Origin of the sequence: Pseudonocardia endophytica (assembly GCF_004339565.1) — a bacterium.
Classification (GTDB): Bacteria; Actinomycetota; Actinomycetes; order Mycobacteriales; family Pseudonocardiaceae; genus Pseudonocardia; species Pseudonocardia endophytica.
The window spans coordinates 3,814,245-3,827,240 of the sequence record NZ_SMFZ01000001.1 but is presented as its reverse complement, the minus strand read 5'-3'; the positions used below and the strand labels follow the sequence as shown (position 1 = coordinate 3,827,240).

Sequence of the window (12,996 nt, the reverse complement as noted above, 5' to 3'; positions counted from 1 at the left end):
TCTCCCCGGGACCTCACTTCCAGGCGAACACCGGCTGCTCGAGGTGGGCGACGCGGGTCGGCCGCCCGTGCAGCACGAGCTCCCGGAACTGGTAGAGCACCGCACCGGTCGGGGCGTGCACGAACCGGTCGAACAGCGGTACCTGGATCACCGGTGCGTCCGACTCGGGGATCGTCAGGAACCGCGGCTCGTGGTCGATCTCGGCCAGCGGCACCCGGTGCAGCTCGGCGACCTCGTCCGGGTTCGGCTCCGGCTCGCCCGCGTCGCCGCCCCACAGCACGACCGGCGTGATCAGGTAGCCGGACCGGGTCGGGTAGTCGTCGAGCAGGCCGAGCACGCGGTCCGCACCGAGGTCGAGCCCGACCTCCTCGAACACCTCCCGGCGAGCCGCCTCGGTGACCGGCTCACCGCTGTCGACCCGTCCGCCGGGCAGCGCCCACTGCCCGGAGTGGCTGCGCAACGAACGGGCCCGCCGGGTCAGCACGAACGTCAGGTCGTCGGCGAGCGAGCCGGTGTCCGATCCGGACGGAAGCAGCGTCATCGTGACCGCGGCGTGCCGGCGCCCGTCGAGGTCGACCGTGCGTCGCTCGAAGCCGGTCAGGGCGGCCGCCACCGCGGCGCGGAGGTCGGTCATCGCTGCTCCACCGGCGTGCGCGGACGGCGGGCAGGCATGCCCGTCGCGGGCCAGACCGGGTCGGGCGGGACCGCGTCGTCCGTCCCGCGCAGCATCGACCGGACCACCAGCACGCACAGCGTCACCACGAACGCGTCCCGGACGAGCACCGTGACCAGGAACGGGTCCGGCGGCAGGCCCTTCGCGTCCACCCCGACGTACTGGAACATCCGCGGCACCCACACCAGCGCGTCCACCGTCATCCACGCCAGCAGCAGCCGCCACCGGGGCAGCGCCAGGACGGCGAGCGGGACCAGCCACAGCGAGTACTGCGGGCTCCACACCTTGTTCAGCAGCAGGAACGCGGCGACCGTGAGGAACGCCAGCTCGGCCACCTGCGGCGGGCGCGGAGCCCGGAGGGCGAGAACCGCGATCCCGGCGAACGCGGCGATCATCAGCACCGCGACGACCGTGTCCAGCACCACCGGCACCTGGTCCTCGGCGAGCCTGCCGTCGAAGCCCTGCCATCCGGTGAAGTACATGATCACGTACCAGATCGAGTCCGGGTCGGCCGGTCGCGTCCGGTTGAGGTCGAAGAACTCGGTCCACCCGCGGAACCAGGCCAGCGCGACCGGCAGGTTGATCAGCACCCAGGCGCTCACGCCGGAGCCGATCGCCAGCACCGCCGTGCGCAGCGCGTCCCGGTTCCGCCGCCGGAGGCCGACGAGCAGGATCGGGAGCAGGAGCAGCAGCGGGTAGAGCTTGACGGCACCGCCGATGCCGATCAGCACGCCGGCGAGCACGGGTCGTCGCCCCCGCAGGGCGACGAACGCCCCGGTCGCGGTCGCTACGGCGAGCGTGTCGAAGTTCGTGAACGCGTGGACCAGCACGAGCGGGGACAGTGCCACCAGCGCCGCGTCCCACGGCCGGTCCGGACGCAGGCGCAGCACGCCCCACACGACGACCAGCCAGGCCAGCGCCAGCCCCACGGCGGAGATGTCGAAGTAGACGACGACGTCCAGCGCGCTGGGCAGCGGCAGCACGCCGGCCAGGTACTGCCAGCCGTCGGTGAACCGCGCGTTCGCCCACTGGTAGAAGCCGGTGAGCACCGGATACTCCATGTACCGCTCGATCCGCGTGCCGTCCGGGCGGGTGTCGAACCACGCGTCCCGGTAGGGCACACCGCCGTCGGCGAGACCCTCGACGCCGTAGAGCGGGACCGTGTCCGAGTAGCACATCGCGACGTACTGGCGGTCGTTCTGCCAGTCCAGCGCCAGCGACCCGTCGGCGGCGCGGTACTGCTGCAGGCATGGCGACTTCCCCAGCCACGCCAGGGCCAGCACGACGACGGCCATCAGCAGCACGACCCGCAACGGCGTCCAGTAGGGACTCCGGCCGACGAGCGCGTGCCTGCCGAGCGGGCCTCCGATCACCCGGCTCGCGGACGCGGCGAGCGGCTCGTCCCACGTGGGGATCTGACGGGTACCTGCCGACCGGGCCGACGACGAGCGGGACGACGGTCCGGTGTCACCGCGTCCGACCACTAGTTGTCGCCGTTGTCGCCGCGGTTCCCCCCGGGGTTGCTGGGGTCGAACCCGTTGAAGACGTCACCGGGGTTCCCGTTGTTGCCGTTGTCCCCGTTGTTGTTGTCGCCGTTCCCGTTGTCGCCGTTGTTCCCGTTGCCGTCGTCCCCGTTGTTGTTCCCGTTGTTCTGGCCGTTGTCGCCGTTGTTCTGACCGTCGTTCTGGCCGTTGTCCCCGTTGTTCTGGGTGGACGGCGACGGCGACGCGGTGGCCGACGGCTGCGGGGCCTGCGTCTCGTCGGGGGTCGGCGCCTGACCGATCGGCTCGAAGCTCGAGAACTGCTCGACGTCGGTCCCGTCCAGCACGTCGTTCATGAACGACTGCCAGATCGACCCCGGCAGCATCCGGCCGAAGATCGGGCGCCCTGACGAGTTCTTGATCGGGCTGTTGTCGTCGGTGCCGACCCAGACGGCGGTGGACACCGACGGCGTGTAGCCGACCGTCCACGCGTCGTTGTTCTGGCCCTCGACGCTGCTCTGCACGGTGCCGGTCTTGGCCGCGACCGGACGCCCGCCGGACAGCGGGATCCGCGACGAGCTCGCCACGTCGGTCATCGACTCCGTGACGTTGCGGGCGACCTCCTCGGGCATGACCTGCTTGCCGGTGTCGGTGGTACCGCGGTCGAAGATCACCCGGCCGTCGGCGGCGGTGACCTTCTGGACCATGTACGGCGCGCGGTACGTCCCGTCGGCGGCGAACGTCGCGTAGGCCGACGCCATGTCCTCCGGGTGCACCTCCTTGTCACCGAGCGAGATGCCACCGGTCGGCCCGGGCAGCAGGTCCGCCGGGATGCCGGCCTGGTGTGCCGCGTCGGCGACCTTCTGCGGTCCGACGTCGAGGCCCATCCGGTAGAAGACGGTGTTGATCGACTTCGTCATGGCCTGCTTGACCGAGCACTGGGCGCAGCTCTCGCCCTCGGAGTTCGTCACGGTCGCGCCGGCGAGCGTCTGCGGCGACGACCCGTCGTAGGTCTTCCCGAGGCCGATCGGGTTCGGGGCCTGCAGGGCGGCGGCCAGCACGAACGGCTTGAACGACGAGCCGGGCTGCTTCAGCACGCTCGCGTAGTCCAGGCCGACACCGTCCTTGCCGCCGTAGTAGGCGAGCACCTTGCCGGTCTTCGGGTCCACCGACACCAGCGAGGAACGGAGGTTGCCCGGCTGGCCGTCCATGATCTTCTGGACGGCCTGGCCCGCTTCCTCCTGTGCCTTGGGATCGATCGTCGTCGTGACGTTCAGGCCCTGGGTGTCGATCTCCTGCTCGCTGATCCCGATGCGCTCCAGCTCGGCGCGCGCCGCGTTGTAGACGTGGCCCTTGTCGTCGCCGGGGATACCGCCCTCGATCTTCGACGGCGGGATCGCGGTCGGGTAGACCTGGCGGGCGCGGTCGGCCGGGGACATCCAGCCCTGGGCCACCTCGCCGTCGAGCACGAAGTTCCACCGCTGCTGGGACTTGTCCAGGTTCTTCGCCGGGTCCCACCGGGACGGCGACTGGATCAACCCGGCGATCATCGCGGACTCCGACGGCGTCAGGTCCTGCACGTTCTTGCCGAAGTACGCCTGGCTGGCCGCCTGGATGCCGTACGCACCGCGGCCGAGGTAGATCGCGTTCAGGTAGTTCTCCAGGATCTGGTCCTTCGTGTACTCCTTGGAGATCTTCGCCGCGAGGATGACCTCCCGGTACTTGCGGAACAGGGAGAACTGGTCCTGGCCGGTGGTGACCTTGATGTACTGCTGCGTGATCGTCGAACCGCCGCCGGAACCACCGGTGAGCTGGTTCCACACGGCGCGGCCGATGCCGCTGACGTCGAAGCCGGGGTTGGACATGAACGACCGGTCCTCGGCCGCCATCACGGCCTGCTGCACGTGCAGCGGCACCTGGTTCAGCGGGACGCTCACGCGGTTGACGTTGTCCGGGCGCACGACGGCGAGCGGGGCGTTGTCCGCGTAGGTGAACGTGGACACCTGGCTGACCTTGATGTCGTCCGCGTTCGGGACCGGGAAGACGAGCCAGCCGACGGCGACGGCCAGGATCGGGCCGAGGATCAGCACGCCCAGCACGGTGAGGATCCACCGGCGCCTGCTCCACTGCGGCCAGAAGCGCCGGAGGCCCTTGCGCTCCGGCCCTCCGCCGGAACCGGCGCCCGTGCCACCGCGTCCCGGACCACCGGGCGGACGGCCGCCTCCGCCGCCCCCGGTCCGCCGGGGCGGCGCGGCGACGGCCGTCGTGCGTCCGTTCGACGACGCCGCCGGTTCGACGATGCCGACGCCGGAGTCCTCGTGGGTGTACAGCGGCGGGGGACCGGGCCGGTCCGGCCGGAACGGCGGACGACCGTCCTGCGGCGGGGGAGCCGGGCGGGGGGCGGGAGGCCTGCCGTTCGGCGGCGGGCCCGGGCGGGGGGGCGGCGGGCCGGGCGGGGGTCCCGGGCGGGGGCCGCGGGCCGGCGGCATCGGCGGGCGGCCGGGAGGTGGCCCCTGTTGAGGGCCCGGCGGCATGCGTCGGGGGTCGCGCTGGTCACTCACCGGGCGGCTCCGAAGGTCTGCTCGCTGGTCCCTCGGCCACGACGTCGGGGAGCTGTCGTCGTGGCCGGGTCTGCTGTGCTGTCACTCGCCGACGGTCCTGCGCCGGGACGTCCGCCCGGTGCCGAGCACGTAGGACCGGACCAGATGATTCCATCTGCACGTCCGGCACACCTCGACGACGTGCACCGTGAACTCACGATGAAGCGCGGCGAGCTGCTCGAGCTCGTCCGGGTTGCGCGCCGATCCGGATATCTGGCGCAGACCCTCCCCGAACACCCACGACACGTGGGTCAGCCGCTCCTTGCGACACAGCGGGCAGGTCCGGTCGACCGGCTCGCCGTGGAAGCGGGCGGCCCGCAGCAGGTAGGGGTCCGCGTCCTGGACCCCGGCCAGCGGGGTGCGGCCGGCGTGGACGTCGACCAGCAGCGCACGGCGCTGCAGGGCGTAGTCCACCACCTGTCGCGGGCTGAGCACCCGACCAGCGTACGCGCGGAGGGAAGTCGGGACGGCCCGGCCGCCGACGATCGGACCCCGCGGTGTGATCGCGCTCTCGGGTTCTGCGCTCGATGTATCGGCTCGATATAGTGGCGCACGACCCAACCAGGAGGGGCCTTCCCCGTGCTCGAGTTCGCGATCCTCGGACTGCTCCAGGAGGACTCGCTGCACGGGTACGAGCTGCGCAAGCAGCTCGGGGTACGGCTCGGCGGCGTCCGCGCCGTGTCGTTCGGCTCGCTGTACCCGGCGCTCCGGCGTCTGACACGGGCCGGCCTGATCGTCGAGGCGGTTCCGGGCCCGACCGGGACGTCCGGCTGGCCGCGGCGGGGACGCCGGGAGAAGAAGGTCTACCGGATCACAGCGGAAGGGAAGGAGCGCTTCGCCGAGATCCTCGCCGACGCCGGCCCCCAGGCGTGGGACGACGGGAGCTTCGGCGTGCACCTGGCGTTCTTCTCCCGGACGCCGGCCGAGACCAGGATCCGGATCCTGGAGGGCCGCAGGCGGACCGTCGAGGAGAGGCGGGAAGGGCTCCGAACGGTGCTGGGCCGCACCGGCGAGCAGATCGACCGCTACACGCGCGAGCTGCACCGGTTGGGCCTCGACTCGACCGAGCGCGAGGTCCGCTGGTTGAACGAGCTGATCGAGACCGAGCGGGCCGAGCAGTCAGAACAGTCAGAACGGTCCCGGGGCGGCAAGAGCCCCGTCCAGAACCACTCCGGCGGCGTTGCCGGGGACGACACCGGAGGGCCTTCCCTCCGTGCACCGGAACACGACGAAGAACTAGGAGGAACCTGACATGAGCCAGGTTCGTGTCGCGGTCGTCGGCGTGGGCAACTGCGCGGCGTCGCTGGTCCAGGGTGTCCACTACTACGCGGACGCGGACCCGGCCACACAGGTGCCCGGCCTGATGCACGTGGACTTCGGCGGCTACCACGTCCGCGACGTCACGTTCGTGGCCGCGTTCGACGTGGACGCCAAGAAGGTCGGCCAGGACCTCTCGGACGCCATCTCGGCGAGCGAGAACAACACCATCAAGATCGCGGACGTCCCGCCGCTCGGGGTGCCGGTGCAGCGTGGACACACGCTCGACGGCCTGGGCCGGTTCTACCTCGAGACGATCACCGAGTCGGACGACGAGCCGGTCGACGTCGTGCAGGCGCTCAAGGACGCGCAGGCCGACGTGCTGGTGTCCTACCTGCCGGTGGGCAGCGAGGACGCCGACCGCTTCTACGCGCAGTGCGCACTCGACGCGGGCGTCGCGTTCGTGAACGCACTGCCGGTGTTCATCGCCTCCGACCCGGAGTGGGCGGAGCGCTTCCGCGCGGCGGGCGTCCCGATCGTCGGTGACGACATCAAGTCGCAGGTCGGGGCCACGATCACGCACCGGGTGCTGGCCCGCCTGTTCGAGGACCGCGGCGTGCAGCTGGACCGCACGATGCAGCTCAACGTGGGCGGGAACATGGACTTCCTGAACATGAAGGAGCTCGAGCGCCTCGAGTCCAAGAAGACGTCCAAGACGCAGTCGGTGACGTCCCAGGTGGACCGTGATCTCGGCAAGTCGAACGTCCACATCGGACCATCCGACTACGTCGCGTGGCTCGACGACCGGAAGTGGGCCTACGTGCGACTCGAGGGCCGTGCCTTCGGCGACGTGCCGCTGAACCTGGAGTACAAGCTCGAGGTCTGGGACTCCCCGAACTCGGCGGGCATCATCATCGACGCCGTCCGGGCCGCGAAGATCGCCAAGGACCGCGGCATCGGTGGACCGATCCTGTCCGCGTCGAGCTACTTCATGAAGTCGCCGCCGGAGCAGTACCGCGACTCCGTGGCCTACGACAAGGTCGAGGCGTTCATCCGCGGCGAGTCCGACGAGTGATCCCCCGCGCGCGTCCGGACCGCGATCCCGGTGACGTCCGGGGTGGACGGTCCGGACGCCGCGACGGGGTACCACTCGACGACCGGTCCGGCCGCGCGCGGACCTGCCGCATCGAGCAGCACCCGGTAGGCGGAGGCGAGCGACGCACGCGGTCCCGAGTGGACGACGGTGATCGCCTCACCGCCCGGTAGCCGCAGCTTGTCGGGGCCGGCGGGCGCACCGCCGTCGGGCCGGGCGATCACATGGCCGCTCACCGTGTCGCCGACGTCGAGCGGGAGCACCGCCCCCCACCGCACGACCGTGCGTCCCCGTCGTCGCAACCGGGTCCGCAGCGTCGCGACGCCGCGCCGGATCGTCCCGGCGAGCTCGTCGCCCGCAGCCGTGAACGGCCACGCGACGACGTCCTCCGGTTCGAGCAGCACCCGCTCCGGGTCTCCGACGACCGGTGCGCGGCCGAGGTCGTCGAGCTCGGCCAGCCCGTCGGTGAGCCTGCGGATCTCCCCGGCGAGCCTGCGGCGCTCTCCGGCGAGCGCGCGCTCCCGTGCCTCGCCGCCCGCCAGCACCCGGGCGATCACGTCCGGACCGGTCCCCACCGCACGCAGCCGCGCGATCGTCACCGCGTCGTCGAGCTGCTCGGCTCGGTAGCGGCGGTAGCCGGTCGCCGGGTCGACGTACGCCGGACGCAGAAGGCCGACGCCGTCGTAATAGCGCAGCGCGGAGACCGGCAGCCGGCACCGGCGCGCGAACTCGGCGATCAGGAACCAGCCGTCGTCGTCCACGACCCGGCATCCTCCGCTCGGTGGACCGTGATCGCCGGACGGTTCCGGACGACGCGGGCGACCGCGTCCGGTGCGAGACCGACGGCCAGCAGGGCGGCGCCGCGGTCGAAGTACTCGCGGTAGCGGTGACAGAGCGCCCCGCTGGTGACGAACACGGACATCCCGTCGAAGACGAGCGTCCGGCCACCGCCGCGGGACTCCGGCCCGGTGACGGTGAACGTGAACCGCCACTCGGCCGCCGTCGTCGTCCCGTCGGTCACGACGGTCGCCATCTCCCACCGGTGGTCGCGACCCTCGTCGAACATGCGGGCGAACAGCGCGCGGATTCCCGACCGTCCGCGATGCAGGCCGTAGAACAGGTCCCGGTACTCCGCGTCCGGGGTAAACAGATCGGCGACCCGGTCCGCATCGCGGGCGTGGAACGCGTCGGCGAAACGGTGGGCGACGGATGGCTCTGCGGTCATGACGTGGAGCGTCGGCCCTCGAGTCGGTCGAGGGTCAAGCCGTTCCGGCACGGTTCGATTCCGGAAATATTCCGGAATTGTTCTCGGTGAGCGCGCTCACGAATTCCGCTCGGTGAATTGAGATCTGCGTCATTCACTCGAACGAGATCCGTTCGTAATGTGCGTGGCCGTCCCGACGGACCGCGTCTCGACCGGAGACCGCGGACGTGGGACCGCCACCACCGGCACTCCCCTCGCGCCACCGCGCGACGCCGGAGGTGGCGCGACCCCCGAGGAACTCCCGTGTCCCACCGCCTGACCACCACCGCGATCCGGACGGCCGTCGTGGCGTCCGCGCTCGCCGCGACCGCAGGCCTCTCCGTGCTCCCCGCCGTGGCGTCCGCCCCCGCTGCTCCGGCCGCCCCGGTCGTCGCCGCTCCGGTCGTCCCGGCCGCGCACACCGTCCCCACGGCTCCGGCCGCCCCGGCCGCTGCGGCCCGGTCGTCGGCGCTGCAGAACGCGCTCGGCAAGATCGGCGCGCCGTACCGCTGGGGCGCATCGGGGCCGTCGGCGTTCGACTGCTCCGGACTCGTGAAGTGGGCGTTCGAGCAGGAGGGCATCTCGCTGCCGCGCACCAGTCGGGCGATGGCGTCGGCCGGCACGCCGGTGTCGAAGAGCGCACTGGCGCCGGGCGACATCGTGACGTTCTACCGCCCGGTGAGCCACGTCGGGATCTACGTCGGCAACGGTCAGGTCGTGCACGCCAGCACCAGCGGAAGCCCGGTCAAGACCTCCTCGATGGACGCGATGCCGTTCAACTCGGCCCGGCGGGTCTGACCGCCGTAGGGTCACCCGGTGATCTCCGAACGCCGGCCGCTCGCCCTCGTCACCGGTGCCTCGCAAGGCATCGGCGCCGCCGTCGCACGCCTGCTGGCGCCGCGCTACGACCTGCTCCTGGGCGGGCGGGACACCGAACGGCTGAAGGCGGTGGCCGATGAGGTCGCGACCGGGCCCGGCGAGGTGCGTCCGTGGCCGGTCGAGCTGACCGACCCGGACGCCGTCGCGACCGCCGTGGACGGCATCGACCGCCTGGACGTGCTCGTGCACTCCGCGGGCGTCGGGATGCTCGGCACCGTGGCCGAGACCCCGGCGTCGGTGTGGCGGGAGCAGTTCGACGTGAACGTCGTCGCCGTGGCAGAGCTGACCCGGCTACTCCTCCCGGCGCTGCGCGCGGCGGGGGAGAGCGACGTCGTGCTCCTCAACTCCGGCGCGGGCTTCACGGCCCGGCCGGGGTGGGCGTCGTACGCGGCCAGCAAGTTCGCGCTGCGCGCGTTCGGCGACGCGCTGCGCGAGGAGGAGACCCGCCACGGCGTGCGGGTGACGTCCGTGCACCCGGGCCGGGTGGACACCGAGATGCAGCGTGGCGTGGTCGAGCACGAGGGTGGTGTCTACGACGGGTCGCGGTTCCTGCGCCCGGAGTCGGTGGCCGCCGCCGTGCTGGCCGCTCTCACGGCGAGCCGGGACGCCCACATGACCGAGGTGGTCCTGCGTCCACGGGGCTGAACGCCGCCCCGCGGACGTGGACGGAACGCTAACCTCGATCCCATGGGGGACGAGGTCGATCGGAATCCGTCGATCCGGGTGTCGGACGCGGAACGCTCCGACACGGTGGAGCGGCTGAAGCTGGCCCAGCAGGAGGGGCGTCTGTCGCTCGTCGAGTACGACGACCGGTTGCAGCGGGCCTACTCCGCGGTCACCCGCGCGGATCTGGACACGCTCACCCATGACCTGCCGAGCGTTCACCGGACGGAGCTCCCGGCCGCCCGCCAGGAACGGGAGGCCGTGGAGAAGAAGGAGGCCAGGGCCGACCACATCAAACAGTGGCGGTCATGGGCCGGCACGTCGGTGCTGCTCACCGGGATATGGGCGATCATCTGCCTGGCGGCCGGTGATCTCATCTTCTTCTGGCCGATGTTCCCGATCGGCATCTGGGGTCTCGTGTTGCTGACCTCGACGTTCGACGGGAGCCGGGACAAGGGCACGAAGAGGGACGCGATCGAGGAGTGAGGCGCCCCCGCGGCCCGTCACCGGGCCGCGGGGCACCACGGCCACTCAGGCGACGTAGGGCTGTCCCGGCTGGTACGGCATGGCCGCGTCCTGCTTCGGGTTGACGCCGTACTGGTTCGGCGCCGGGTGACCGTCGGTCGCCCAGAACACGATCAGGATGATCGCGCCGACGATCGGGATCAGGGCGAGCAGCTGCCACCAGCCGGACTTGCCGGTGTCGTGCAGCCGCCGCGCGCCGACGGCGAGCGACGGGACGAGCACGGCCAGCTGGTAGATCCCGGTCAGGACGCCGGACGTCACGACGATCGAGCCGCCGCCCATCGAGCTGCTGGACAGGCCGAGCAGGTTGTCCAGGATCGTCAGGATGATGATGGCGATCGCGTTGAACAGCACGAACATCCAGAACTCGGTACGGCGGGCGCGCCCGGTGAAGTCCGCGTACTGGCGGAGCACCTTCATGTACCACTGCATCGGGGCCTCACAGGTCTCGTCGGGGTATCCGCCCCATGCGGATGCGATCTCACTCGCTGCTGCGGCGGGTGCCGTTACGGCACAAACAGATCGATCACCGTTTCCGCGACGAGGGGCCCGCGGCATAACATCGCCCCATGCTGGATCCGGGGCAGGTCGATCTCGGCGCCCTGGCCCACGCCCTGGACGACCGGACGCCGGGGATCCGCTGGTTCATCGACCCGAAGCGGGGCGAGGTCGGCTCGTTCTCGCACGGTGACCAGCCGGCCGACGGCTGGATCGCCATCGACTCCACGACCACCCGCGACGGCTACCGGGACATGTCCGACTTCACCGCCGCCGTCCAGCACCGGCGCGCCGCGGAGCTGCTGGACCGCGCGATCGACGGCCGCGGCGCGTTCCGCCGGTTCAAGAACGCGCTGTTCGAGTTCCCCGAGGTCCGCGACCAGTGGTACCGCTTCCGCGACGCGCGCTCGCGCCGTCGCGCGCTGGACTGGCTGGTGGACAACGGCCTGATCACCGCAGAGGCCGCGGAGCGCGAGGCCGCCCGCTACCCCGACCCGGCCCCGACGAACGAGGACGTGCCCGCCTCCGTGGCCGACGACCTCGCCGCCCTCTACGGGGACCGGCTGCGCCAGGTACTGCTGTTCGGGTCGTGGGCCAGCGGGGAAGGCTCGGTGGAGTCGGACCTGGACCTGCTCGTCGTGCTCGACGACCGCGGTGCCGCCGTACTGCCGTGGGAGGAGCTGCGCCAGCTGGACGACCTGCTGTGGCTGCACACCGAGCGCTCCGGCATCACGATCACGGTGCTTCCGATCGGTCAGTCGGAGATGTCCCGGCCCTTCGACCCCGCCGTCATCCGGGCCCGCGCCGAGGCGGTGCGGCTGCGGTGACCCCTGCCCACGGATTCGCAGGACACCGCCCGGGGATGGCCAGGGCCCGCTCCGAGCTGGCCGCGGCCGAACTGCTGGCCGACCACGGCTTCGCGAAGGCGTCCGTGTCCCGCTCGTTCCACGCGGCGTTCTTCGCGGCGGAGACCGCGCTCCTGGTGCTCGGCGAGACCCGCGCGCAGCACTCCGACGTGGTGTCCGCGTTCGTCCGGCGCGTCGTCCGCGAGCGCAGCCTCGACCCGCGGGCCGGTCACCGGCTGCGCTCGCTGTTCAACCGGTTCTGGCTGGCCGACCGGACCTACGTCGAGACCCCGCCCGCCGAGGCCACGGCCGCGCTGCGGGATGCGGCCTACGTCGTCGACGCGGTGGTGGACTGGCTCGCCGAGCCGTCGTTGTCCAGCCCGCCGGAGGCCGGCAACGGGGCGACCCGGATGCCGTCGAAACCCCGCCGCCGTCGCAACGTCCACTGAGCCCGGCGGCGCGGGTCAGAACAGGTCGCCGAAACCGCCGCCCCAGTCGTTGTCGCCGCCGAAGCCGCCCCAGTCACCGCCGCCCATGTCGCCGCCCATGTCGCCGCCCATGTCGCCGCCCATGCCGTCGGCCGCCATGCCGTCGGAGAACCCGTCGGCGTAGGCGGCGTCACCGACGCCGGACATGCCGCTGAACAGCGACGAGAACAGCAGCGCCGACCCGATGCCCCATGCACCGGCCACGAGCGCGGGCTTCCACCACGGCTCGGAGTACCAGCCGCGCGGGACCGGGCGGCCGGCGACCGTACCGCCGGGGTAGTAGTGGTTGTTCCGGTCCGACGGCACCGGCGATGCGCCGTACGAACGGCCCTCGACCTCGACCTCACGGTCCTCGGTGACCTCGCCCGCGCGGGCCTGGCCGGGCAGCGGTGGCAGCTCCGGGCCGGGGTCGAGTCCCATCGCGGTCCGCGCGGCGCGCACGTAGTAGAGGCCCTCGTACGCCGTCTCGGTCACGCCGCGGGCCTGCGCGACCGTGCGCGCCTGCTCCATCTGGGAACCGGCCGCGTTGTAGCGCTCCGCCGCGTCCGCGATCGCCTGTTTCGACGGCTCGTCGGTGCCGGTCAGGGCCAGCACCTGGCCGCCGAGGCGCTCCACCCAGCGGCGCGCGTCGGCCTTCGCGTCCTCGAGCTCGTTCGCCTTCTCCGCGTTGTGCCGACGCATCAGCCACACGGCGCCGGCGACGATCGCCACGATCACGAGCAGGGTCAGCAGGGTCCCGGCCATCTCGTAC

15 protein-coding genes are annotated in these 12,996 nt (G+C 71.8%); 7 read left to right on the top strand and 8 right to left on the bottom strand.

Annotation, left to right across the window (positions count from 1 at the left end; translation table 11 throughout):
• Positions 1-13: 13 nt before the first annotated feature.
• From EV378_RS17785 to EV378_RS17770, 4 genes are all read right to left on the bottom strand, one after another.
• The gene (locus EV378_RS17785) at positions 14-634 is read right to left on the bottom strand and encodes an NUDIX hydrolase (protein WP_132426829.1); all 621 of its coding nucleotides are present in this window, start codon (positions 632-634) and stop codon (positions 14-16) included.
• Complete coding sequence (locus EV378_RS17780) at positions 631-2,046, bottom strand: glycosyltransferase family 87 protein (RefSeq protein WP_243653526.1); 1,416 nt, start codon at positions 2,044-2,046, stop codon at positions 631-633. The genes EV378_RS17785 and EV378_RS17780 overlap by 4 nt, the downstream gene beginning before the upstream one ends.
• A 110-nt stretch (positions 2,047-2,156) precedes the next feature.
• Positions 2,157-4,253, bottom strand: a complete 2,097-nt coding sequence (locus tag EV378_RS17775; RefSeq protein WP_243653632.1) for a transglycosylase domain-containing protein — start codon at positions 4,251-4,253, stop codon at positions 2,157-2,159.
• 543 nt (positions 4,254-4,796) lie between these two features.
• Positions 4,797-5,189, bottom strand: a complete 393-nt coding sequence (locus EV378_RS17770; protein WP_132426825.1) for a DUF5318 family protein — start codon at positions 5,187-5,189, stop codon at positions 4,797-4,799.
• A gap of 144 nt (positions 5,190-5,333) precedes the next feature.
• Between EV378_RS17770 and EV378_RS17765 the strand changes: the two genes are divergently transcribed.
• Together EV378_RS17765 and EV378_RS17760 are read left to right on the top strand one after the other, a co-directional pair.
• Positions 5,334-6,005 carry a PadR family transcriptional regulator gene (locus EV378_RS17765; protein WP_132426823.1) on the top strand — a complete coding sequence of 224 codons (672 nt, stop codon included), beginning with the start codon at positions 5,334-5,336 and terminating at the stop codon, positions 6,003-6,005.
• A 1-nt stretch (position 6,006) separates the two neighbouring features.
• Complete coding sequence (locus EV378_RS17760; RefSeq protein WP_132426821.1) at positions 6,007-7,086, top strand: inositol-3-phosphate synthase; 1,080 nt, start codon at positions 6,007-6,009, stop codon at positions 7,084-7,086.
• Here EV378_RS17760 and EV378_RS36380 read toward each other — a convergent pair.
• Together EV378_RS36380 and EV378_RS17750 are read right to left on the bottom strand one after the other, a co-directional pair.
• Complete coding sequence (locus tag EV378_RS36380; protein ID WP_165922323.1) at positions 7,041-7,865, bottom strand: MerR family transcriptional regulator; 825 nt, start codon at positions 7,863-7,865, stop codon at positions 7,041-7,043. The two genes, EV378_RS17760 and EV378_RS36380, sit on opposite strands and share 46 nt — an antisense overlap.
• Positions 7,841-8,329: a nuclear transport factor 2 family protein gene (locus tag EV378_RS17750; protein WP_132426817.1), complete on the bottom strand. Its 489-nt coding sequence runs from the start codon at positions 8,327-8,329 to the stop codon at positions 7,841-7,843. The genes EV378_RS36380 and EV378_RS17750 overlap by 25 nt, the downstream gene beginning before the upstream one ends.
• Positions 8,330-8,611: 282 nt before the next feature.
• Here EV378_RS17750 and EV378_RS17745 point away from each other — a divergent pair, with 282 nt between their 5' ends.
• The 3 genes from EV378_RS17745 to EV378_RS17735 are packed head-to-tail and all read left to right on the top strand — an operon-like array spanning position 8,612 to position 10,375.
• Positions 8,612-9,145 (top strand): NlpC/P60 family protein, encoded by a 534-nt coding sequence (locus tag EV378_RS17745; RefSeq protein WP_243653525.1) that lies wholly within the window; start codon positions 8,612-8,614, stop codon positions 9,143-9,145.
• Positions 9,146-9,163: 18 nt separating this feature from the next.
• On the top strand, positions 9,164-9,871 hold the full coding sequence (locus EV378_RS17740; RefSeq protein ID WP_132426815.1) for an SDR family oxidoreductase: 708 nt from the start codon (positions 9,164-9,166) through the stop codon (positions 9,869-9,871).
• Positions 9,872-9,913: 42 nt separating this feature from the next.
• On the top strand, positions 9,914-10,375 hold the full coding sequence (locus EV378_RS17735) for a DUF1707 SHOCT-like domain-containing protein (protein ID WP_132426813.1): 462 nt from the start codon (positions 9,914-9,916) through the stop codon (positions 10,373-10,375).
• 45 nt (positions 10,376-10,420) lie between these two features.
• Here the strand turns inward: EV378_RS17735 and EV378_RS17730 are convergent, their stop codons facing one another.
• A complete protein-coding gene (locus EV378_RS17730) occupies positions 10,421-10,834 on the bottom strand; it encodes a DUF805 domain-containing protein (RefSeq protein ID WP_243653524.1) in 414 nt (137 codons plus the stop codon).
• 149 nt (positions 10,835-10,983) lie between these two features.
• Between EV378_RS17730 and EV378_RS17725 the strand changes: the two genes are divergently transcribed.
• Together EV378_RS17725 and EV378_RS17720 are read left to right on the top strand one after the other, a co-directional pair.
• Positions 10,984-11,739, top strand: a complete 756-nt coding sequence (locus EV378_RS17725; RefSeq protein ID WP_132426809.1) for a UPF0158 family protein — start codon at positions 10,984-10,986, stop codon at positions 11,737-11,739.
• A gap of 35 nt (positions 11,740-11,774) precedes the next feature.
• Entirely contained in the window at positions 11,775-12,206 is a 432-nt protein-coding gene (locus EV378_RS17720; RefSeq protein ID WP_132426807.1) for a HEPN domain-containing protein, read from the top strand.
• A 15-nt stretch (positions 12,207-12,221) separates the two neighbouring features.
• On the opposite strand, the gene EV378_RS17715 is transcribed toward EV378_RS17720, so the two are convergent.
• Positions 12,222-12,989: a hypothetical protein gene (locus EV378_RS17715; RefSeq protein ID WP_132426805.1), complete on the bottom strand. Its 768-nt coding sequence runs from the start codon at positions 12,987-12,989 to the stop codon at positions 12,222-12,224.
• Positions 12,990-12,996: the final 7 nt, after the last annotated feature.

What these genes read in the sequence shown, in the direction of transcription:
- EV378_RS17735 (WP_132426813.1), top strand. Translation starts at nt 9,914, where the DNA reads ATGGGGGACGAGGTCGATCGGAATCCGTCGATCCGGGTGTCGGACGCG.
- EV378_RS17730 (WP_243653524.1), bottom strand. Translation starts at nt 10,834, where the DNA reads ATGAAGGTGCTCCGCCAGTACGCGGACTTCACCGGGCGCGCCCGCCGT.
- EV378_RS17750 (WP_132426817.1), bottom strand. Translation starts at nt 8,329, where the DNA reads ATGACCGCAGAGCCATCCGTCGCCCACCGTTTCGCCGACGCGTTCCAC.
- EV378_RS17760 (WP_132426821.1), top strand. Translation starts at nt 6,007, where the DNA reads ATGAGCCAGGTTCGTGTCGCGGTCGTCGGCGTGGGCAACTGCGCGGCG.
- EV378_RS17720 (WP_132426807.1), top strand. Translation starts at nt 11,775, where the DNA reads ATGGCCAGGGCCCGCTCCGAGCTGGCCGCGGCCGAACTGCTGGCCGAC.
- EV378_RS17785 (WP_132426829.1), bottom strand. Translation starts at nt 634, where the DNA reads ATGACCGACCTCCGCGCCGCGGTGGCGGCCGCCCTGACCGGCTTCGAG.
- EV378_RS17715 (WP_132426805.1), bottom strand. Translation starts at nt 12,989, where the DNA reads ATGGCCGGGACCCTGCTGACCCTGCTCGTGATCGTGGCGATCGTCGCC.
- EV378_RS17725 (WP_132426809.1), top strand. Translation starts at nt 10,984, where the DNA reads ATGCTGGATCCGGGGCAGGTCGATCTCGGCGCCCTGGCCCACGCCCTG.